This is a genomic window from Staphylococcus hsinchuensis (genome assembly GCF_038789205.1).
Taxonomy (GTDB): Bacteria; Bacillota; Bacilli; order Staphylococcales; family Staphylococcaceae; genus Staphylococcus; species Staphylococcus hsinchuensis.
In genome coordinates, this window is the sequence record NZ_CP128355.1 from 2,148,183 (window position 1) to 2,170,545 (window position 22,363).

The window sequence follows — 22,363 nt, forward strand, 5'->3', positions numbered from 1 at the left end:
AAGTGCATGGCGTTTTTTATATTATTATTTTAAAAATTGCACACAAACACCTTCCGCTGCAGTTTGGTGATCATCTACCTTTTCAAGCAATCCTGTAACGCTGTCACGTTTAAACACAGTTATAATAGAATCACCTTCTTGGTGTGCACATACAAGATAATCGTTAGAAGGCGTAATATTGAAATCACGTGGAAAGACACCGCCGCTTGAAACAATATCAACCGCAGAAATTGAAGCTCCTGTTTCACTCACTTTAAATATCGCTAAACTATCATGACCGCGGTTACTTACATAAACATATTTTTGATCTTGGGATAGTCTAACACCTGCTAATTTCGTTTCATCATTAAAGTTTTCAGGGATTGTAGAATGACGTTCTAACTCTTTAATCTTACCGTCATTATATTCAACAACGCTAATCATATTTGATAACTCATGTACAACATATCCAAACTTGCCGTTACCATGAAATGTAATATGTCGTGGCCCGTCTCCCTGTTCAAAGTCATAAACTTCATATTCTGTTAAACCTTCATCACCAAATTTATAAGTCACAGCTTTATCTGTACCTAGATCCATAGCAATCACATATCTTTCATCTGGCGTCACATCTAAATAATGGACATGTGCTTGATCTTGGCGTTCCTTTGGTCCTATAGTATAGTCATGTGCTATTTCTTGTATTAAGTGTTCAACTTCTCCAGTTTCTGGATTTGCTTTATAAATTCTAGCCAATCCTGCCCCGTAAATCGCTTCAAAGACATATTTGCCATCTGGTGACACACTGATATAACATCCTGTCCCCTTTGTGGAAGCTAAACATTTATTAATTAAAGTTAACTGCCCATCTTGTTGAATTTCAAAGCTTGCTATTCCACAGTCGTCACCTTCACGGGTAATCGCATATAAATATGATTGATGTTGCGTTACATATGTTGAAGCTTCAAGTTCATAGCCTGTTTCAACTTCTGTTATTTTCCCTGAATTTTCATCAAGTTGAAAACGATACACCCCTTTACCGTCTTTCTTTGTATACGAGCCGATATATCCGATTGTCGTCATACTAACTCCTCCAATATAATAGAATGATTTTATTCATACTCACCCATTACTTTAGTAATAAGTGTGAAGTCTCTTTGAGTTATTTAACTATCCTTACTTATATTATCTATGTTTTTATCGATTTGTAAAATTAATACTTTCCAAGCATGCATAAATGAAATACATAGTACTTGATGCTTTCATATTCCCGAATTTCGTCTATTTAATTTAAGTATCACTTATTTACTTTGAGTATATCTTGTTTCATTTTAGTGGTCGTGGGACAGAAATCAAATTTCTAACAGAGATTTGATTTCTGTCCCACGAATTGACAAAGGTGCTGAGAAAACTATTTTTGTTTCCGCCTTTACCACTTGATAAAATCGAACAAATGTTCTATTATTGATTTGAGGTGATTAGATGATTATAAACCCAGATGCTCCTGATCCGTATAAATACGAGACTGATTACAGAAAGGTTCCAAGACAATATTTAAATCCACGTATTCCTCATGGTCGTGGCAAAATTAAATGGCAACCGTTCGCTACTTTACCCGAACAATTTGAAACAATTAAACAATATATGCACGATCAAAATAAAGTCGAACGTCCATTATTATCAGACGATCAATTAAATGAGCTCAATTGTCAGCTTCATCAAGCGTTACATCACAATCGTCCAGTTCAAGTTGAATTTTTCAACGACGGTTGGATAGAAACAATCACCTTAGAAATCTCACGCATCGACACCTTACAATTATTCATTGAAGGTCATACACAAACTAATCCTCAAACGGTCAAGTTATCATTATTAGATATTACACGTATTGCTCAAATCGAGCATTAACTTACATCGCCCTTATTCCAAACATAAAAATGGGAGCGGGACAGAAATCGAATTTTCTAATAGAGATTTCGTAGTCCCACCCCGGCAAGGATGACTAGGATTAAAAAAAGCTTGTTCTAAGCGCATTTTCAATTCAGACATCTATTGCCAAGTTGATAAAGAGTCTGAGACACCTATTTTTGTCTCAGACTCATCGTGTTATCATCCTATTTCCTCATTTCACCATCTAATGATGCCATGACTATTGCTATCAAACAATTTACATCTTCTTGTATGTTGTTTATTTGTGAAACATAAAAAAGGACAGAAACCACCAACTTTTTTGAGTTGCTGTTGTTCTGCCCTTTTCATATAGAAATTCTTTGACTATAGCTTATACAACGTATCATTACGCTATAATCTTTTTTAGTTGTTTGCCTCAATATCTGAAACAATTTCTTTAGTTTTGTTTTCAATATCTTCAAAGTCTTTTTTAAAGATATAAGCGAATGCTACTACACCGATTCCCGCTAATAGAGATAAAGTAAGGATTGTACCCATTACAAATTTAAATAAACCTTTAATAAAATTCCACATTCTGTTTCACCTCAATAAATTATTAACACATCTATATTAAATAATAGCATATTTGCAAGCATCAATAAATATATACCCACTGTGCAACTGTGCATTTAACATAAAATAGATGAAGTCACATCTACTTATAATATATTTACTAATACTTTAATATGTAGTGATTATAATCGATGTTATCAGAAAGTCTTGCCCTAATTCAAATATCTAAGATAAATAACTGATATTTACCTTTAAATTGCAAAATATAATCAACAAAGAAATTATTTTATACTACAAAAAAGCTGGGATAATTTCTACCTATATACAACATAGAAATCACCCCAACTATCCCTTATACATCGTAATATGAAAGTTGATGTTATACTTATTCAACATTTTTGTTCGATCCTTAATGTAAGTCAAGTACTATACGCTGAGCTTTAATTACCCCACCATACTGAAATTGCATCTCTAACTGAATTAAACATTAAATTCGCCCCTCTAACCAAATTTATTCGTCATTCCCTGTTGTTACATTTATACTAACCAATAATGATGTATAATACAATTAAGCTAGAGTTACAATGATATAACAAAATTGTAAGATGAATTAAATGAGGAGTTTTTAAATAATGCAACAAGTTAAATCAGATATTTTAACACATCGTGGGTCTCATTTTGATTTAGGTGTGCAAACGGGTCAATGGCTCAAACAAACAGCTTTATTAAAAAATAGAGAAAAAGAATGGCGCAAACGCATGCCACGTTTTGACATTCACATTAAAGAAACATACGATATTTTCCAAATGTATGCACCCCAAATATGGGAAGAAATAAAAGGAATGCAAGAAGTTCTTCAACTACCAACTAGCCAAATGATACTCAATTTCGGACATTACCGCTTCACAAAACTAAAAAATAGTGGGTGTACAATATTTTTAGGCAATGACTATATGGTTCGTAATTATGATTATCATCCTGCTACATATGATGGACGCTTTTTATTATTTCAACCAAATGATGGAGGATATGCTCAAATAGGCCCTACATCTCGTGTCACAGGAAGAATGGATGGCATGAATGAACATGGCTTAACGATGGGCTATAACTTTATGCATCGTAAGAAACCTGGAGACGGCTTTGTATGTTATATGATTGGGCGATTGATATTACAGAACTGTAAAAATGTCTCTGAAGCTATCCAATTACTTAAAGAAATACCACACAGAAGCTCATTTAGTTATATCGTAATGGATGCAAATTTGAATCATGCTATTGTTGAAGTCACACCACGTAATATTGACGTAAGATATGACCGTACATGTACAAACCACTTTGAATTATTAACACACGAAAATCGCAATTACACTAAAGAATCAACAGAAAGATTATCGAGACTTATCCAACAAACTCCGAATTCATCTATGGATAAAATGGAAGCATTCGAATTGTTCAACAATCCAGAGTATGAAATATATAGTAAGTTATTCAAAAGTTGGTCAGGTACGATCCACACAAGTTTGTATGAGCCTAAAAAAAGAATTGTCTATTTCACATTAGGGGAAAATCAATCACCTTCTAAAATTGATTTTAGTAAATGGTTACAAGGTGAAACATTAGAAATTAAATCTTTTAAAGGTTCAATCGATACTAATTTAACTTTCGCTTCATACTAATAAGGCTCGACATTTACTCATGTACGCACTAAGTAAAAAAGCATCCCGAAGCTACTTGTCTAACTTCGAGATGCTTCTTTAATGATAAACGGGAACCACTAATTTATTTGAATATTTCCTTTTTCTGTATACATTTCTAAAACATTATCACCTTTGCCTACTTTGTCATCATTAAAGCTGCTGTTGAAAACTTTTGATTTACCATCAGATGGGTTTAATTTGAGTAATACATTTTCAGGCTTTCTATTATATGACATAATTATATCTCCATTTTCTGAAGATGCTTTAAAGTTTGAATTAATATCCATTTTATCTAAATGAATATCTTTATCTCGTGTCACTAATAAAACTGATTTTTCAATGAGTGACTCTTCAGCGTTAATATGGGCGTTACTACTTTTAATATTAGCATTCGCAATTTTATCTTTCGTTAAAGTTACTGGTGAATTCTTACCACGATAAAATAATTTATCCACGTTAGAACGATTTAATCCAACCTTAACGATTCCTTCATAAGCCATGTTTATTTTTGCTTTTTCGACATCAAGTTGATTCACTTCTACTCTATTTCTTTTACTTTTTAAATCAAATTGTTTTAATTTCTTGTCAGGCACTGTAACAACTAAGTGTTCTTTAATCTTTCTAAATGGGTTAAAGTTTAACCCATAATGGTCCTCACTATTTCTTTGTTCTTTAATATAGAGCGTCCCATTATGGTTTTGAACATTTAATTTCTTTTGCCCCTTATATGATACTGAAAATTGCTTGCCACGTTTAACTTCGACGAAACTGTTTTGACTAGAGATATGAAGTCCATTAATTTTGTCATTTGGAAAAGATTTATGTGCAGTATTTAATTTATTATTTTGTCGTTCAAAGCCAAACCACATTACACTTGCGAGAACGAAACATACAACGAAAATAATTAAACCACTAATAAATAACTTCTTCATCCGACTGCCCTTCCTCTAATTGTTTTAATGTTCCAACGAAGGTATTTTAATATCAGCCTATATACGAAATGTGCTAGATTAGCAATAAATACAAACAAGACGATGCCTAGTCCTGTATAGGAAATTGCAAATAAATAGTTACTTAATGCAAAACTCAAATTATGTGACACCAACCCATTTATAACTAATAAAATTGGACTTAATATTAAAAACAAGGAGAATAATAACAGTATAAACATCCCGAAACCTAAAAAAATAGTAGATACCAAAATCAGTAAAACAGAAATGATACCCATGCCCAAAGAAGCCATAATTGCGCGGATAATTGTCTTTGCATTTGGTCGTGATTCAGCTGAAGCAATTGCACGTTTTGCTAAAATCTCTTTCCCTATCTGTTTGGGTGAATCCAACGCACCGATGATTTGATACTCATTTCTCCCTTTACTTTCCTCTTCAAAAAAGTAATCTTCATACTCAAACATTACTTTGTCTCTTTCTATTCTAGCGAGGCCATCTAACTCTTGCTCAAGTTCATTCAAAAACGTAATTTTATCCAAAATATCTACCGCCATTCTAGAGTAATAATCTTGTCATCATGTTCGCTCAGCTTTTAAGACATCTTAGAATGAAACAATTTCATATTGTTATGTTACATTACTTTTTAATATAGCATATGAATTAATCACTTTCACGTTAAAACTTGAAAACTGATTTATTCACGTACGATAACGTATAAAAATTTACTTTTTGATTTGAAGATTGTTATAATCATTTTTAATAAAATAAAAGGGGTGGAGATACTATGACAAATCTCGAAACATATTTCAAAAAAAGTCAGCCACTAGAGCAATATATCGAAGCTATGACTCAAAATAAAGAGGGATTATTAACTATTTATAACTCTTTTACAGTCCCAGAACAAGATGAACGTTTAGATCAAATAAAGCGTTTAAATTATAGTAAAGTTTTGGTTATAACAGAAGATTGGTGTGGGGATGCAATGATGAATGTGCCGATCTTAAAGCATATTAGCGAATCACTAAATTTTGACGTTCGTGTCTTCCATCGTGATGAGGACACGAATTTAATAGACCAATATTTAACAAATGGAACAGCTCGTTCTATACCTATTTTTGTATTTTTAAATGATCAATTTGAACAAGAAACGGTATGGGGACCACGCGCAAGACAAGCGCAACATTTCGTAGAACAAACTCGAGAAGCCTTACCAGAAAAAGACAATCCTAACTATGAAGATAAAGTTGCTGAAACGCATACAATTATTAGCAACCGCTTCAAGACCGATTCACAAATGTGGCAACATGTCTATGATTCTATATTAGATAAACTGATAACTAAATAAACATTAAATCATACGTTAAACAAAAAAACCGGCAAAGTGTTGATACTTTGCCGGTTTTGATTCGTATTAAATATCTTTTTTAGCTCCATATAAGAGACTTGCAATAAATAGTATTACAATTGAAGCACTAGTGATAAACCATTGCCAATGTGTGAATGTATAATTTCCTCTTTCAGTTGTCTTAGTAGTTAGATAACTGAATGGAATGTATTTTAAAGAATCTTTGATGTTATCGCCAATTTTTGGAATCATTGGTAAAAATGGTTCAGCGAATGGCACAACTAATATTAAGAATATACCAACTGTAAAGATTACAGCTGCTTTAGGTACAAATAATGAGAAAAGATATAATAGTAATCCAAAGAATAAATGGAACATAATAAAGAACCAAAGTAAGTTAAAGAACTTATCAGCTTTTACAGTTTTACCATCAACCACACCTTGTACAATTAGAACAAAAATTATAAGTAAAACTGTAATTAAAATCGCAATTAAAATCATAGAAATTGTTTTTGCAACAATATATCCAATACGACTAGATTTCTTATTCATGTAAAGTTGAATTGTACCATTCGAAATATCACGTGTGATTGTCTTAATAACGAACAGTAACCCCATAATTGAGAAGAACCAGCTGCCAGCAGTTAAAACTGTATTACCATCTACTTCATGATTATTTTGATTTGCTAATATTGTAAAAGTAATGATTGGAACCAAAACTAAAATTAGTGCTAAATACGTTAATGGACTTCTTAAGATGCTATACATATCATATTTTACAAGTTGTAAACTATTCATTATTTGCCACCTTTCTGATTAATATTGAAGTAAGTATCACGTAACGAGCTCTTACGTGTTTCAATAAATTCAGGGAACACATCAATACTTGCTAACCCTTTAAGTAACTTCTGATAGTTCTTTTGACCTTTTAGGATAATTTCTTTGCTGCTCTTTTCTGATTGAACAATTTCAAAGTTCTTTTTCAAGTAATCTAAACTTTTATCAAAATGTTCTTTCGGAAGAATAAGAATTGTAGAATCAGTAGGTGCACCCTCTGCCATATTGACATCTTGTACAAAGTTTCCGTCACTTAAAAAGATGGCACGGTCACAAATTAATTCAATATCTTCAAGTTTGTGGCTTGAGATTAAAATTTTCATATCTAAATCTTTTACAAGTTGTTCAATTGTTTTAAGTACATCGATTGAACCATCTGGGTCCATTCCATTAGTTGGTTCATCTAAAATTAAGTATTTAGGTTTATTCATTAATGAAACAGCAATCGCTAACTTTTGTTTCATACCCATTGAATATTTTTTTACTTTTTTATTAATGTAAGGTCTCATACCAAATGCATCAATAATATGATTTGAATACTCTTTATCAAACCCTTCACCTAATACATTTGCAAATAATTTTAAGTTATACAAACCTGATTTGTTACCATATAACTTAGGGTTTTCAATAAGATACCCTATATTTTGTTTAGCTTTTACTTTTACGTCACCTTTGAAATTTACGATATTACCATTCATAACTTTCATTAATGTTGTCTTTCCGACACCATTTTTACCAATTAGACCAACGATGCGACTTTTATCAAAGTCAAAATTAATATGGTCCAATACGTTGTTACTACCGTACGTCTTTGTAATATCTTTTAATTGCATATATGTGCCCCCTTTAGTGTGATTTTAATTTTTTAAACTGCATAAAATAATTAATTACGAAAAATATAATACTCAATACTAGCAAACCATAATTCAACAACCATTCACATTTATTTAAAAAAGAAAAATCAATTTGAAACAACAACGTAATACCAATTATGCTGAAAGCAACAGCAAATGGTACTAATATAAACATAAACAATAAGTAAACTAAGAAAGAAATGCGTTCTGCCTTTCGTTCGATGAATTGCTTAAATGCAATTGGAATCGCAAAAAAGTTAATCGTCATATAGGAGATTGGAATTGTATAATTAAAGTTCACATCACTGTCGGCTAAATTAGAATCTGGCATGTTATATAAAGATAAGATACCAGCACCAACTAATGTAAACACTAAAACAGTTATATAATTAGCATTAAGCAAATCTTTCTTAGAAACGGGTAAACTTCCAAAGAAATCATAAGCACGACGATGACCAAGTTTACTATAAAAACGGAAGGCATGACCTGAATCTTTGAGTGAGATAAACAACAACAGCATAGCAACACAAGAATAACTAACTTTAGTAAAGATCGTATCGTTGCTAATAATTAGATGCAAAGGAGAAAGTATAAGTAATATCGCGTAAATTAAAATCGTCCACTTACGTAATTTTATATTTCGAATAAGTAAATTTTTCATCTAATGTCCTCCTGTTGATCAATCATTCCACCAGAATCTGAATGATTATATTCACCTTTTTCAAGATAGACCATTAGATCTTCAATTGACGGTTCAGTGATAGTAACTTGATTACCGAACAATTCTTTAAATACATTTGCATATTCGGTAAGTGCTACATAGCCAGTACGATTATATTCAACGTAGTTCATTAAATCTTTCAGCTCACTGTCTATGTGCTCTGCATCACCTTTAACGATTTTAAATTTACTTATTATATCATCTATATATGAATTTAAGACGACTTCTCCTTCTTTAATATAAACAAGATAATCAGCTATCTTTTCTAAATCTGAAATGATATGTGTAGAAATAAAGACTGTTTTATTTTCATCAATAAGTTCTTTTTGAATTATTTCTAATACTTCGTTTCTAACAATTGGATCCAAACCAGAAGTAGGTTCATCTAAAATAAATAACTCTGCCTCATGACTAAAAGCAATCGCAATAGATAATTTCATCAACATTCCTGTTGAGAAAGTTTTTATTTTTCCTTTGTACGGCAGGTTAAATTTCTCCAGATAATTAGCAAAAACTGTGTGATCCCACTTCTTATAAAAAGGTGCAATATAGGATTCAATTTGTTTTATTGTCCATTTGTCATTAAGATATAAATCGGAGTATACAAAACCTATTTTATTCTTTATTTCTAAAGGATTCTCTTTCATTCTTTGATTAAAGATATTGATTTCTCCACCATCCGGTTCTATCAAATCCATAATCAATCTAATTAACGTTGTTTTACCCACACCATTAGATCCGATAAATCCTGTTACGTAACCTTGGGGTACGCTAAAACTAATATCCTTGAGGGAGAACTTCTTGAATTGATAACTTACATCGTTAAGTTCGATTGCGTTCATTCGTTATCCTCCTCAAATATCATAGCTAGTATTTCTTGCAGTTCGGATAATGGCATGCCTATTGTTTTTGCTTCTTTCGTCATCGATTTCGCTAATGATTCAATAACTATAAATTGTTTTTCCTTTAAAATAGAACTATCTTGTTCCTTTACGAAAGTACCCTTTCCTCTAATGGTAAAAACAAATCCATCTTTTTCTAAATCCTCGTAAGCTCTTTTAGTTGTAATTACGCTGACACTTAAATCCTCAGCTAATTCGCGCATAGATGGTAAGTGTTCACCAGGTGCAACATAACCTTTTAAAATGTTTTCTTTAATTTGTTGTTTGATTTGTTCGTATATGGGTCGTTCACTATTATTCTTTAAAAGTATCTTCATTAACGTCCTCCCTTACGACTGTATATACACAATATATACAATATACACTGTTTTGTAAAGGGTATTTGTAAAAATAATTGAGATAATCGCATTTTTCTTTAGGGGAATATCATACAACTGTATATATAGTATATATACAGTATGCATAAAAAACTACGAGCGAAACCCATTACATCAGTCTCACTCGTAGTTATATACACTTTACTTTTTATGCTTGTCTTGGTTTTGCTTTTTTCGTCGATCATTGTATCTGTTAATAAATGCACAAATCATAAACATTATCGCTGCTAATAATAATTTAATGCCAGCACTTTCATTACCAGTCGCTTGTAAATAATAACCCACAATAAAAGCGATAATAGCAATTATTACAAATATTTTTGTTAAATGTTTCATATTTTCACCTCAAACACTCACAGTATATCAAATTTTATACTGAATATCTAAATAGTGAACGTCACATATTTACTTATTAAAAATAAGATTAATATCGTAAAAAAGACTTATGGAATACATAAACACGATTTTTTCTCATTTCACCCAGTTTAAATCACTTATAATTCTAGATATATATTGTACATTTTGTATAAATACATGAATTGATTGCAGACATAATACTTTAATGGTAAAATGTAAATGTATCCACAAGTCATACTACACAAACCCCAAGTCTGCTGCCACAGACTTGGGGTTTTTTGTGCAAGGCCACCTATTTGTCTTTCCATTTAATGTCTAACCAGACACGGAAAACAACAAGTATGCCACCTGTTATTAACGTCATAACCATATCTTGCCACCACATAATCATACTACACCTCCCATAACAAAGAGTGCCATGAGGAATAACAATGGCCTTCTTATATTCTAACATAAAAATAGAACGTATGTTCGGTATAAGGGTATTTTTTTCATAATTTGTAGGTATTGTTGGTTCAATACTTTTATTTTAAAGCATTTCAAGATAATATAATAATATCAATCAAAAAAGAGAGGTTGTCCTACTATGAATCCATTAGCTTTAGATTTAAACGAAAAATTATCTAAATCAAACCCAAATGTTGCAGATATGCTCTCAGATCTTGGTAAATTAATTTACTATCCTAAAGGGATTTTGTCACAATCTGCAGAAGCTAAATCTACAAAATATAACGCAACGATAGGTATGGCAACATATAGTGATCGTAAAATGTATGCAGATACGTTAAATGATGTATTCCATCATTTAGAGCCTGATGAAATATTTCCTTATGCCCCACCTCAAGGTTTAGAGTCATTACGTGATTTATGGCAACAAAAAATGTTAAAAGAAAACCCAGATCTAAAAAAAGAAGATTTCTCACGACCAATTGCAACAAATGCGTTAACACATGGTTTATCAATCGTAGGTGATATGTTCGCAGATAGTGGTGATACATTGCTATTACCAACGCACAATTGGGGTAACTACAAGCTTGTTTATAGTACGAGACATAGTGTAGATATAGAAACTTATAATATTTTTGATGAATCAGGTAATTTCACAACTGATGGTCTTGTTAAACATTTAGAAAACTATGAGAAAGATAAAGTGATTTTAATTTTAAATTACCCTAACAACCCTACTGGCTATACTCCAAATAAAGAAGAAGTAAAAGTTATGGTTGAGGCAATTCAATCATTAGCTGAGCGAGGTACGAATGTCATTGCTATTGTGGATGACGCTTATTACGGCTTATTCTATGAAGACGTATATACGCAGTCATTATTTACAGCACTCACTAATCTACAACAAGAAAACTTGTTACCTATCCGTTTAGATGGTGCTACAAAAGAATTCTTCGCTTGGGGCTTACGTGTTGGATTTATCACATTTGGTGTAAATGATGAAACTACAAAACAAGTTTTAGAAGCGAAAGTTAAAGGGTTAATACGCAGTAATATTTCTAGCGGTCCAATGCCTTCACAAAGTGCTGTTAAATACGTTTTAGAACATCCTGAAACATTTGAAAAGGAAATTCAACATAATATAGATACACTTCAAGCACGATATGAAGTTACAAAATCAGTCGTTTATGATGAAAAATACAAAAAATTCTGGCAACCATATGATTTCAATTCAGGCTACTTTATGGCAGTGAAAGTTCAAGATGTTAAACCGGAAGAATTACGTGAACATCTTATCGAACACTATTCAATCGGTATTATCGCTTTAAACGCTACTGATATTCGAATTGCATTCAGTTGTATTGAAAAAGATGATATCCCATACGTATTTGATATGATTGCTAAAGCAATTGAAGATCTTCAAGCTAAAAGTGAATAAAATAAGTTCGATTAATAATCAAAAAAGCCTGAGACGTGTTTGCGCCTCAGGCTTTATATTTTTTTAACTTATTATTGATTTTGTTTTAATACACGAGACATTTCTTCGATTTTACCTGCATGTAATGGGATATGAATTGCATTTAACACAAGCAATTCATCTAATGTTTTACAGCCTGCAATCGGTTGATCTAATTCTATTTCTAATTGTTCATCAGTAAGGTTCTCTGCACGTTCTGGTAGTGTTTTAATATGGTTGAATATTTCTTCAATACTTGGTGGTTCAACATCTCCCCAATCTTTTGGAGACGTACCATATCCGAAAAATTGTGTGTATTTTTGAATGTCTACTTCATTTTGTTCGCAAATAGATAAACCACTTTCAAAAATCGTTAAGACATGTCCATATTGCCAATGTAATGTATTAGGAAAGAATTCACTTTCCTTGTCTAAAACTACTTCATTACCCCAACTTTCGTAGTTGCTCAATAAATAATTTACGCCTGTATCAATCACGTTGAAAACTGTTTTTTTAGTCAATTTGTTTCTCCCCCTTTTACGAAACTCAGAAACTATTCTTAATTATAATACCCTTTACTTATATTCTTATACATAAAAAAATCACCACGAGTTTCAATACTCATGGTGATTTTATATTGACAACCGTTATTAATGGCAAAGTCAAATTATGATATGACCATTATTCAGTTGCTTATTACATCATTCCAGGCATACCGCCCATGTTTGGTGCTGGAGCGTCTCCGCCATTATTTTCCTCAGGAATATTGGCTACAACTGCTTCAGTAGTTAAGAACATCGCTGCCACGCTTGCTGCATGTTGTAGTGAAGAACGTGTAACTTTAGTTGGGTCAACAATACCTTCATCTAACATATTTACCCATTGATTTGTTGCCGCATTGAATCCAACGCTTTGCTCTGCATTCTTAAGTCGTTCAACTATAACTGAACCTTCAAGACCAGCATTTTCGGCAATTTGGCGCACAGGTGATTCTAATGCTTTCAATACAATGTTAATACCTGTCGCTACATCGCCTTCCGCTTCGATTGCTTCAACTTTATCGTAGATATTCATGAATGCAGTTCCACCACCAGCTACGATACCTTCTTCAACCGCAGCACGTGTCGAGTTTAATGCATCTTCAATACGTAATTTACGCTCTTTTAATTCTGTTTCACTTGCTGCACCAACTTTAATTACAGCAACGCCTCCTGCTAATTTAGCTAAACGTTCTTGTAATTTTTCTCTATCAAAGTCAGAATCTGTCTCTTCGATTTGAGCTTTAATTTGGCTTACACGAGCGTCAATATTGTCTTGGTCACCGTCACCATCAACAATAGTTGTATTATCCTTTGTTACTTCTGCTTTATTTGCAGTACCTAACATATCCATTGTAGCGTCTTTAAGTTCTAAACCTAAATCATCTGTAATCACTTGAGCACCTGTTAGGATAGCTAAATCTTCTAACATTGCTTTACGACGATCACCGAAACCTGGTGCTTTAACTGCCACAGCTGTGAACGTACCACGCATACGGTTAAGTACAATATTTGTTAAAGCGTCACCTTCAACGTCGTCTGCAACGATTAAAATAGGTCTATTGGCTTGTACTACTTGTTCTAATAGAGGTAAGATGTCTTGGAATGAAGAAATTTTCTTATCTGTAATTAAGATATAAGGTCTTTCTAACTCAGCAGTCATCTTGTCTGAATCTGTTACCATATATGGAGATTGATAACCACGGTCAAATTGCATACCTTCTACTACTTCTAGTTCAGTGTTGAAACCGTTAGATTCTTCAATCGTGATAACGCCGTCGTTACCTACCTTTTCCATTGCTTCAGATATATATTTACCAATTTCTTCATCAGCCGCAGAAATTGAACCTACTTGAGCAATTTCATTTTTATTTTCGACCTTTTGAGAAATATTTTGTAATGCATCTACAGCCACTTCAACGGCTTGATCAATACCTTGACGTAAACCTACTGGGTTTGCGCCACTTGTAACGTTTTTCAAACCTTCTTGAATCATTGCTTGCGCTAATACAGTTGCAGTTGTTGTACCGTCACCAGCAATTTCATTTGTTTTGTTTGCAACTTCTTGTACAAGTTTCGCACCCATATTTTCATATTGGTCTTCTAATTCAATTTCTTTCGCAATTGTCACACCATCATTTGTAATAAGTGGTGATGTATATTCTTTGTCTAATACTACGTTACGTCCTTTAGGGCCAATTGTAACTTTAACGGCGTTAGCGAGTTTATCTACCCCGCGTAACATAGATTGACGAGCATCTTCTGAAAACTTTAAGTCCTTTGCCATAACTTACATACCTCCATTTATGTGTATTACATTTTTATATTTAAAAGTTTATTATTCAATAATCGCTAAAATATCTTCTTCATTTAAGACTAAGTATGTTTCATCGCCGCGTTTAACTTCTGTACCGGCATATTGCTGAAACACTACTGTGTCGCCTTCTTTAACTTCAGGAGTAACTCGTGTACCATTGTCTAGTAAGCGGCCAGCTCCGACTGCAATGATTGTCCCTTCGTTTGACTTTTCCTTAGCGCTATCAGTTAGTACAATACCGCTTTTTGTTGTTTGCTCTTGTTCGTTCTTTTGTATTACTACTCTACTACCTAATGGTTTAAGCATGAATTGTTCCTCCTCAGAATCTCAATTTATTAGCAGTTGAATGTGTTGAGTGCTAATGTAGTATCTATAATAATCAAATTTGGTCAACATTTCAAGTTATAACGTTTGTCATTAACTTTGTACGTTAGTTCATTTTACGATAGAATGAATTATAATCTTTATTTTGGAGGTACATCATGTCGCGTATTTGGGTGTCAGTATTGACATTATTAATTTATGGACTTGCGCAATTAGGTGTTAGCTTTATGCAAATGGCAGGTCTATTTAAAAATTTAAAAGGTAAAGATTTAATTTTTACTAGTATTTACACACAAGTAGCCTTTTTTATCATCGCAGCAATTTTAATTGTAACTATACATCAATTTGTGAAAAATCCAACACGATTAGATCAACAACCTAAAGAGGAAAAAAGATATGTTGTGTTATGGGCCATTGTCGGTTTAGTCGTCGTAATGATATACCAAATGGCTGCAAACTTAATCAATATATATGTATTTGGAGCCCCAGAAAAAAGTCCTAACACGGATAGATTAATGAAAGTTGCACAAGAAATACCATTCTTCATTATTTTAATTTCAACAGTGGGACCTATTTTAGAAGAATATGTCTTCCGTAAAGTGATATTTGGTGAACTTTTCAATATGATGAAAGGTAATAAAGTAATAAGATTCTTAATTGCTGCTATTGTAAGTTCAGCAATATTCAGTTTGGCACACGGAGATCCAGCATACTTCCTTACATATTTTGGAATGGGCTTCATTTTAGCTATTTTTTATGCATATACTAAACGTATTTGGGTATCAATTTTAATTCATATAATGCAAAATAGTATTGTCGTTATATTCCAAGTTGTTATAGGTCCAGACAAATTAAAAGAAATACAAGAGAAAGCATCATTTATTTACCATTTGATTTTCTTATAATGTGAAACATAACTTGAAAAAGTTATTTAAATAAAGAGAAACTAAGCATAATGATTATGCTTAGTTTCTCTTTTTCTATTTAATATTTTATGCTAATACAAATTTATCTTTTATGACGTACTTTTTGCTTTGTCGTCATTTTTACGTTTAACAAAGAAACCAATCAACACACCTAGAAAGATTGTGACTATAGCAATAATTAATCCAAATAATGTACGTTCAAATTTGATACCATTGGAATCCTTTTTACTCGGATCAGTTGTTTGCGTATACTCTTGATCACTGCTCGTATGATATTCATATTTTCCATTTACTTTCGAACTTGCGTTTTCTTTTAAGTCAGGCATTGAACCAATTTCACCAGTAACGAGCGCTAATACTTGTTTATCCAGATTTTCATAGTAATCTTTAGCTTTAAGTGGATTAAAATATTGGAATTTAAAATAATTTGTCCCTTGTTGCAAACGATTTAAAAATGAATTATCTGGGAAACGCTGTCTCTTTAACAATGAAGAAATATCTTTGTTCGAAACTTTACCAATTTTATTTAAATGTTTCACTTGATTTAAAATAAAAGGATTGTACTTAAATGATCCGTCCGCCATTTGTTTGAAGCGGTGTATTAATTGGTTATCATCGTTACCCTTTTCTCTATCTGAAAAAGGTCTATAACCAAATATATTAAAATCCTCAATATTTTTTTGAGCTGTTGTTTGATGTTGACCACTATCAGTGTTGAATGAACGAGATAGATTGTCATCATACGTGTTTGAATTATATTTGTTTCGATTAAATGTTGAGCTTCTACCGACTGTTCCATTGTGATGGTTATGTGATGTAGAAGAAATATGATTGTCATTAGATTTAATATCTAATGGAGATTTATAGTCTAAGCTACGATGTGGTTGAACTGGAACTCCTATATTATTTGACTGATGATCTCGATTATTGTTTGGGAATTCTGCCCTATGATGACTATTATGATGTGAATTTGAATGGTTTGGTTTCGTTGGCACGCTATCAGAACTACTATCATTATTGTCATGTGTAGGCGTTGGGAAAATTACCCCACCGTCGTTTGAATTTTCACCATGCGTCTCATGAGGTGTTGAATGATTAGTTGAGTCATTATGCGTTCCACCATCTGAATGTGTAGGTGTTTCGCTAGAGTTGTTATCCGAATCGGTTGGACTTTCACTCGACCCACCATTTGTATTATTATCAGGACGATCTGGGTTTGTTGAACCATCGTTTGAGCCGTTATTATTTCCATCATCTGGAGTATCGGGCACTATAGGTCCGGAATTTGAACCATTGTCCGTTTTGTCTGGGTATGACGGTTCTTCATTTGAGCTACCCTCTTCACCATTATTTTGGCCGTCATCTGGGTTTGTTGGTTCTTCATTTGACCCATCATCTTGACCATCGTCTGGAGTATCTGGGTACGTTGGTTCCTCACTTGACCCATCATCTTGACCATCGTCGGGATTATCGGGATTCGTTGGCTCCTCGCTTGAGCCATCGTCTTGGCCATCATCTGGCTCCGTTGGCTCTTCACTTGAGCCATCACCTTGGCCATCGTTCTGACCGTCATCTGGGTTTGTCGGTTCTTCGCTAGAACCATCGTTTTGGCCATCGTTTTGACCGTCATCTGGATTTGTTGGCTCCTCGCCTGAGCCATCATTTTCGCCATCGTCTGGATTATCTGGATCTGTTGGTTCCTCACTTGATCCGTCATCTTGGCCATCGTCGGAATTATCGGGATCCGTTGGCTCTTCACTTGACCCATCATCTTGACCATCGTTCTGGCCGTCATCTGGATTTGTTGGCTCCTCACTTGATCCATCATCTTGACCATCGTTCTGGTCGTCATCTGGATTTGTCGGTTCTTCACTTGAACCATCATCTTGACCACCGTCTGGGTTATCTGGATCCGTTGGCTCTTCACTTGAGCCATCACCTTGACCATCATTCTGGCCGTCATCTGGCTCCGTTGGTTCCTCGCTTGAGCCATCATCTTGGCCATCGTTCTGACCGTCATCTGGCTCCGTTGGTTCCTCGCTTGAGCCATCATCTTGGCCATCGTTCTGACCGTCATCTGGCTCCGTTGGTTCCTCGCTTGAGCCATCATCTTGGCCATCGTTCTGACCGTCATCTGGCTCCGTTGGTTCCTCGCTAGAACCATCGTTTTGACCGTCATCTGGATTTGTTGGCTCCTCGCCTGAGCCATCATCTTGACCATCGTCTGGATCTGACGGTTCTTCGCTTGATCCATCATCTTGACCATCGTTCTGACCGTCATCTGGATCGGTCGGCTCCTCACTTGATCCATCATCTTGACCGTCGTCTGGGTTATCTGGATCTGTCGGTTCCTCACTTGATCCATCATTTTGGCCATCGTCTGGGTTATCTGGATTCGTTGGTTCCTCACTTGAGCCATCATCTTGACCATCGTCGGGATTATTTGGGTCTGTTGGTTCCTCACTTGATCCGTCATCTTCACCATCGTCTGGGTTATCTGGATCCGTTGGCTCTTCACTTGACCCATCATCTTGGCCATCGTCGGGATTATTTGGGTCTGTTGGTTCCTCACTTGAGCCATCATTTTCGCCATCGTCTGGATTATCTGGATCCGTTGGCTCTTCACTTGACCCATCATCTTGGCCATCGTCTGGATTATCTGGATCCGTTGGCTCTTCACTTGACCCATCATCTTGACCATCGTCTGGGTTATCTGGATCCGTTGGCTCTTCACTTGACCCATCATCTTGGCTATCGTCTGGATTATCCGGATTCGTTGGTTCTTCACTTGATCCATCATCTTGACCGCCGTCTGTGTTATCTGGATCTGTCGGTTCTTCACTTGAACCATCATTTTGGCCGTCATCAGAATCAGCTGAGTCGGTTGGTTCTTCGCTTGAGCCATTATCAATGCCATCGTTCAAATCAGTGTCATCACTATCTGTTGAATTATCGTTAAAATCATTATTTAAGGTATTTGAAACATTTTCATTTAATTTATTTGGTGTATTTAAAGTTGAATCATATGGATACTGTGTTTCTTCACCATGTGTAGTTTTAGTTAATAACGATGCACTTAACACAAACACAAAACCTGAAATTGCAAATTTATGTTTTTTATTATTACTCACTTGCTCCCCCCCCCAATTTTAAGAAAAATACACTTCTAACACACTTATTATATTAGATATGTAGAAATATTTCATTAATTATAGCGTATATTTAAGAATTAGGTTTATTTTAGAAATTTAATAAAGATAAATAGACAAATATAGGTATAATTGATATATTAAATATACAAAATAGATTGAAGGAGGGTCCTTTATGGGACTATTTAATAAAAAATCAGATGACCTTACATCTTTACAAAATGCGATTGAAACAAGAAGAACGATATATAGTTTAGACACAGAAATTTCAATTTCAGATGAGGACGTTGAAAACATCATTGAACATGCCATCAAACATGTGCCTTCATCATTTAATTCTCAATCTACACGAATCGTTTTATTATTGAACGATAATCACAATAAATTTTGGGATATCACAAAAGCAACTTTAAAAGAAGTTATGGGTCCAGATAGAGATTTCCAACCTACTTCGGATAAAATTGATAATTTCAAACATTCACATGGAACAATCCTTTATTTTGAAGACGAAGACGTAATTAAAGGTTTACAAGATAAAATGCCTAATTACGCAGAAAACTTCGCTCTCTGGTCTAGCCAAACAAACGCTATGCACCAATTTGCCATATGGACTGCGTTAAGCACAAAAGGTATCGGAGCTTCTTTACAACACTATAATCCTATTGTTGATCAAGCGGTTACTGAGACTTTTGACATTCCTAAATCATGGAAATTAATGGCACAAATGCCATTCGGTAATATTAGAGAAAACGCTGGAGACAAAGAATTCCAAGATATTAACTCACGTTTTGTAGTAAAAAAATAATTGAGATAAAACAGAGATATACAGTATATCTCTGTTTTTTACGATTTTATTTTATGTTAAAGATTTTTGAATAATCTGATAATATTTAGTATAGTTGCCATAATAACAATTTAAGGGGCGATATACATGAATATCGAAATTTTTCAATTTAAAGTTGAGCCTGCAAACGTAGAACAAAATGAAGCGGTCATTAAAAAATGCTTTGAACAATATGTAACTTCTGACACAGATGTGGTGGTTTTGCCTGAAATGTGGAACAACGGCTATGCATTACCTCATTTAGAAGGTTTAGCAGATAAAGAATTAACAAGAAGCAAAGCATTTATAGGAAAACTAGCATTTAACTACGATGTCGATATTATTGCTGGGTCAGTTTCAAATAAACACGATGGTAGCGTTTATAATACTGCTTTCACCGTTAATAATAATGGAGAAATTATTAATCAATACGACAAAGTCCATCTTGTTCCTATGTTAGATGAACCCAAGTTCTTAGCACCAGGTGATGTAGTGCCAGAAAGCTTTAATTTAACAAATGGAATCAGTGCTACACAAATTATCTGTTATGATTTACGTTTTCCCGAATTATTAAGATATCCAGCTCGCACCGGTGCACAAGTGGCTTTCTATGTTGCACAATGGCCAGACGTTAGAGCTGATCATTGGGTTGCGTTATTAAAAGCACGTGCAATTGAAAATGATATGTTTATCGTTGCTTGTAATGGATGTGGAGATGATGGCAAAACACTTTATGCAGGTCAATCAATGGTCATTAACCCAAATGGAGAAATTGTGGCTAGCTTAAAAGACAAAGAAGATCATTTAACATATGAGCTTGATATAAATGAAGTACAACAACAACGGAAAAATATTCCTGTCTTCGAAAGTATAAAACCGAGTCTTTATAAATAAAAAATAAACCGTGAGCTTGGGAGGGACTCACGGTTTTAATTATTAAGGGAATGTTTTGCAATTATTTTTCTATCTATTTTTGGGGATGTTATTAATTATGAAAAAATTAGTGAATTTAACGATTAATTATAAATCGACAATTTTCAGATAGCTTACATGTTAAATTTAATTTGGCTCTGTTATAGTCAAATTAAATTGTATAGATTTGAGACTGGGAGAATCTACAAACCTAATAAAGATAACAATAATTTGAGACTGGGAAAGATCTACAAATTAAAGTATTGAGATGATTCTTGATTTTAGACTGGGAAAATCTACAAATCATATGTGAGTTGGGATCTTATCAGTACTACTTTACGAAACCAAAAACCTTCGCTGAAATGTCTCTGTCTCTACATCAGCCTCCTATGTTTTTGTATTCAAAGAATTGAAAAACAGGGACTAATGTGCAAAAGAGACAACTACACGAAGAAATGTCATCACATTAGTGTTTTAATTACACTCTTCTGCTAAGCATAATTAAAATAAATCCAAACATGAAATATGCATTTCAATTGGATTTGTTTATCACTTATTTGTGATAAAAGTACATTAAACCATAATATTATTTTAAATCGTAAAAAAATTCCTAACTCATTACATTTTATTCTTAACTGTTAGTAAAAATATGTTAAAATGAGTTTTGTAAATGTAAAAAACAGTTAGGCGTTAGAAATGTACAGTTAGGCATTAATTCGCATGATTTTTTAATAAAATTGTATAATACATCTAAGGAGAGAAACGTGATGTCTAAAGTTATTGACCGTAAAATTGATAGTTTTTCTAGGTATTTGCAACAACGAAACAACTTAGATCATATTGAATTTCTTAAAGTACGTTTGGGGATACAAGTAGCGGTTAGTAATTTTTTCAAAACGATTGTCACGTATGGTGTTTCTATCCTATTTGATGCCTTTCTATACACTCTAACTACACATTTATCATACTTTCTCATACGAAGGTATGCCCATGGCGCACATGCAAAATCGTCTATTATGTGTCATGTACAAAATTTATTGTTATTTGTTTTTTTACCTTGGGGTATAGCTCATATTTATATACCATCATATGTAATGTATATTTTGGCATGTTTCGGAATCATAATTCTTTTTATTTATGCACCAGCAGAAACTAAAAAGCAACCGATTCCAGAGCGACTTAAAAAAGGTAAAAAAGTAAAAGCAATATCAGTAGCATTAGTCTTATTATTTATTTCCGTTTTTGTCCCTTTAGTCTATCAGCAATTAATTTTATTAGGTATATTGTTAATATCTACAACACAATTACCTATATTTTTTCCTAAGGAGGATGTTTAAAGATGCAAATTTTCGAATCTATACTTAACATTATTACTAAATTATTTTCATTACTAGGAACGAGTGCAACTGGGAAACCATGCGGTGGATTTTTCGATGAACCTGAAGTACCTAAAGAGTTAACTGAACTATACGAATAATTGTTTAACAAT

At 33.5% G+C, this 22,363-nt stretch carries 24 protein-coding genes; 9 read left to right on the top strand and 15 right to left on the bottom strand.

Features of this window, described 5'->3' with window-relative positions; all coding sequences use genetic code 11:
• Positions 1-24 precede the first annotated feature (24 nt).
• Positions 25-1,062: a lactonase family protein gene (locus QQM35_RS10765; protein WP_251942682.1), complete on the bottom strand. Its 1,038-nt coding sequence runs from the start codon at positions 1,060-1,062 to the stop codon at positions 25-27.
• A gap of 399 nt (positions 1,063-1,461) precedes the next feature.
• Between QQM35_RS10765 and QQM35_RS10770 the strand changes: the two genes are divergently transcribed.
• A complete protein-coding gene (locus QQM35_RS10770) occupies positions 1,462-1,887 on the top strand; it encodes a YolD-like family protein (protein WP_251518397.1) in 426 nt (141 codons plus the stop codon).
• A 405-nt stretch (positions 1,888-2,292) separates the two neighbouring features.
• On the opposite strand, the gene QQM35_RS10775 is transcribed toward QQM35_RS10770, so the two are convergent.
• Positions 2,293-2,463: a hypothetical protein gene (locus QQM35_RS10775; protein WP_251518395.1), complete on the bottom strand. Its 171-nt coding sequence runs from the start codon at positions 2,461-2,463 to the stop codon at positions 2,293-2,295.
• A gap of 611 nt (positions 2,464-3,074) precedes the next feature.
• On the opposite strand from QQM35_RS10775, the gene QQM35_RS10780 reads away from it, so the two are divergent.
• Complete coding sequence (locus QQM35_RS10780; RefSeq protein WP_251518393.1) at positions 3,075-4,118, top strand: C45 family autoproteolytic acyltransferase/hydolase; 1,044 nt, start codon at positions 3,075-3,077, stop codon at positions 4,116-4,118.
• Between the two features lie 98 nt (positions 4,119-4,216).
• On the opposite strand, the gene QQM35_RS10785 is transcribed toward QQM35_RS10780, so the two are convergent.
• Together QQM35_RS10785 and QQM35_RS10790 are read right to left on the bottom strand one after the other, a co-directional pair.
• Complete coding sequence (locus QQM35_RS10785; protein ID WP_251518391.1) at positions 4,217-5,071, bottom strand: DUF4097 family beta strand repeat-containing protein; 855 nt, start codon at positions 5,069-5,071, stop codon at positions 4,217-4,219.
• A complete protein-coding gene (locus tag QQM35_RS10790; protein ID WP_251518389.1) occupies positions 5,068-5,628 on the bottom strand; it encodes an HAAS signaling domain-containing protein in 561 nt (186 codons plus the stop codon). Before QQM35_RS10790 ends, QQM35_RS10785 begins: the two co-directional genes overlap by 4 nt.
• A gap of 245 nt (positions 5,629-5,873) precedes the next feature.
• Between QQM35_RS10790 and QQM35_RS10795 the strand changes: the two genes are divergently transcribed.
• Complete coding sequence (locus QQM35_RS10795; protein WP_251518387.1) at positions 5,874-6,434, top strand: thioredoxin family protein; 561 nt, start codon at positions 5,874-5,876, stop codon at positions 6,432-6,434.
• A gap of 66 nt (positions 6,435-6,500) precedes the next feature.
• Here the strand turns inward: QQM35_RS10795 and pmtD are convergent, their stop codons facing one another.
• The 7 genes from pmtD to QQM35_RS10830 all read right to left on the bottom strand — a co-directional run bounded on the left by pmtD (position 6,501) and on the right by QQM35_RS10830 (position 10,870).
• On the bottom strand, positions 6,501-7,232 hold the full coding sequence (pmtD, locus tag QQM35_RS10800) for a phenol-soluble modulin export ABC transporter permease subunit PmtD (protein ID WP_251518385.1): 732 nt from the start codon (positions 7,230-7,232) through the stop codon (positions 6,501-6,503).
• A complete protein-coding gene (gene pmtC / locus QQM35_RS10805; protein WP_251518383.1) occupies positions 7,232-8,104 on the bottom strand; it encodes a phenol-soluble modulin export ABC transporter ATP-binding protein PmtC in 873 nt (290 codons plus the stop codon). The genes pmtD and pmtC overlap by 1 nt, the downstream gene beginning before the upstream one ends.
• A 13-nt stretch (positions 8,105-8,117) precedes the next feature.
• Entirely contained in the window at positions 8,118-8,786 is a 669-nt protein-coding gene (gene pmtB / locus QQM35_RS10810; RefSeq protein WP_251518381.1) for a phenol-soluble modulin export ABC transporter permease subunit PmtB, read from the bottom strand.
• Positions 8,783-9,688, bottom strand: a complete 906-nt coding sequence (pmtA, locus tag QQM35_RS10815) for a phenol-soluble modulin export ABC transporter ATP-binding protein PmtA (RefSeq protein WP_251518379.1) — start codon at positions 9,686-9,688, stop codon at positions 8,783-8,785. Before pmtA ends, pmtB begins: the two co-directional genes overlap by 4 nt.
• Positions 9,685-10,065: a PSM export ABC transporter transcriptional regulator PmtR gene (gene pmtR / locus QQM35_RS10820; RefSeq protein WP_251518377.1), complete on the bottom strand. Its 381-nt coding sequence runs from the start codon at positions 10,063-10,065 to the stop codon at positions 9,685-9,687. The genes pmtA and pmtR overlap by 4 nt, the downstream gene beginning before the upstream one ends.
• A gap of 201 nt (positions 10,066-10,266) precedes the next feature.
• Positions 10,267-10,461 (bottom strand): SE1626 family protein, encoded by a 195-nt coding sequence (locus QQM35_RS10825; RefSeq protein WP_251518375.1) that lies wholly within the window; start codon positions 10,459-10,461, stop codon positions 10,267-10,269.
• A 313-nt stretch (positions 10,462-10,774) separates the two neighbouring features.
• Positions 10,775-10,870, bottom strand: a complete 96-nt coding sequence (locus tag QQM35_RS10830; RefSeq protein ID WP_251519066.1) for a Trp-rich small protein — start codon at positions 10,868-10,870, stop codon at positions 10,775-10,777.
• A 198-nt stretch (positions 10,871-11,068) separates the two neighbouring features.
• Here QQM35_RS10830 and QQM35_RS10835 point away from each other — a divergent pair, with 198 nt between their 5' ends.
• On the top strand, positions 11,069-12,367 hold the full coding sequence (locus tag QQM35_RS10835; RefSeq protein WP_251518373.1) for an aminotransferase class I/II-fold pyridoxal phosphate-dependent enzyme: 1,299 nt from the start codon (positions 11,069-11,071) through the stop codon (positions 12,365-12,367).
• Positions 12,368-12,438: 71 nt separating this feature from the next.
• Here the strand turns inward: QQM35_RS10835 and QQM35_RS10840 are convergent, their stop codons facing one another.
• The 3 genes from QQM35_RS10840 to groES form a co-directional block, all read right to left on the bottom strand.
• Positions 12,439-12,906, bottom strand: a complete 468-nt coding sequence (locus QQM35_RS10840) for a bacillithiol transferase BstA (protein ID WP_251518371.1) — start codon at positions 12,904-12,906, stop codon at positions 12,439-12,441.
• Between the two features lie 175 nt (positions 12,907-13,081).
• Positions 13,082-14,710: a chaperonin GroEL gene (gene groL / locus QQM35_RS10845; RefSeq protein WP_251518369.1), complete on the bottom strand. Its 1,629-nt coding sequence runs from the start codon at positions 14,708-14,710 to the stop codon at positions 13,082-13,084.
• A 51-nt stretch (positions 14,711-14,761) separates the two neighbouring features.
• The gene (gene groES / locus QQM35_RS10850) at positions 14,762-15,046 is read right to left on the bottom strand and encodes a co-chaperone GroES (RefSeq protein ID WP_251518367.1); all 285 of its coding nucleotides are present in this window, start codon (positions 15,044-15,046) and stop codon (positions 14,762-14,764) included.
• Between the two features lie 176 nt (positions 15,047-15,222).
• Here groES and mroQ point away from each other — a divergent pair, with 176 nt between their 5' ends.
• Complete coding sequence (mroQ, locus tag QQM35_RS10855) at positions 15,223-15,969, top strand: intramembrane glutamic endopeptidase MroQ (RefSeq protein WP_251518365.1); 747 nt, start codon at positions 15,223-15,225, stop codon at positions 15,967-15,969.
• A gap of 110 nt (positions 15,970-16,079) precedes the next feature.
• Here the strand turns inward: mroQ and QQM35_RS10860 are convergent, their stop codons facing one another.
• Positions 16,080-19,121, bottom strand: a complete 3,042-nt coding sequence (locus tag QQM35_RS10860; protein WP_342610391.1) for an SdrH family protein — start codon at positions 19,119-19,121, stop codon at positions 16,080-16,082.
• Positions 19,122-19,314: 193 nt separating this feature from the next.
• Between QQM35_RS10860 and QQM35_RS10865 the strand changes: the two genes are divergently transcribed.
• The 4 genes from QQM35_RS10865 to agrD all read left to right on the top strand — a co-directional run bounded on the left by QQM35_RS10865 (position 19,315) and on the right by agrD (position 22,351).
• Positions 19,315-19,944 (top strand): nitroreductase family protein, encoded by a 630-nt coding sequence (locus QQM35_RS10865; RefSeq protein ID WP_251942670.1) that lies wholly within the window; start codon positions 19,315-19,317, stop codon positions 19,942-19,944.
• A gap of 126 nt (positions 19,945-20,070) precedes the next feature.
• Complete coding sequence (locus QQM35_RS10870; RefSeq protein ID WP_251518359.1) at positions 20,071-20,856, top strand: carbon-nitrogen family hydrolase; 786 nt, start codon at positions 20,071-20,073, stop codon at positions 20,854-20,856.
• Positions 20,857-21,641: 785 nt separating this feature from the next.
• On the top strand, positions 21,642-22,211 hold the full coding sequence (locus tag QQM35_RS10875) for an accessory gene regulator AgrB (protein WP_251518357.1): 570 nt from the start codon (positions 21,642-21,644) through the stop codon (positions 22,209-22,211).
• Between the two features lie 2 nt (positions 22,212-22,213).
• Complete coding sequence (gene agrD, locus QQM35_RS10880) at positions 22,214-22,351, top strand: cyclic lactone autoinducer peptide AgrD (protein ID WP_251518356.1); 138 nt, start codon at positions 22,214-22,216, stop codon at positions 22,349-22,351.
• Positions 22,352-22,363 lie beyond the last annotated feature (12 nt).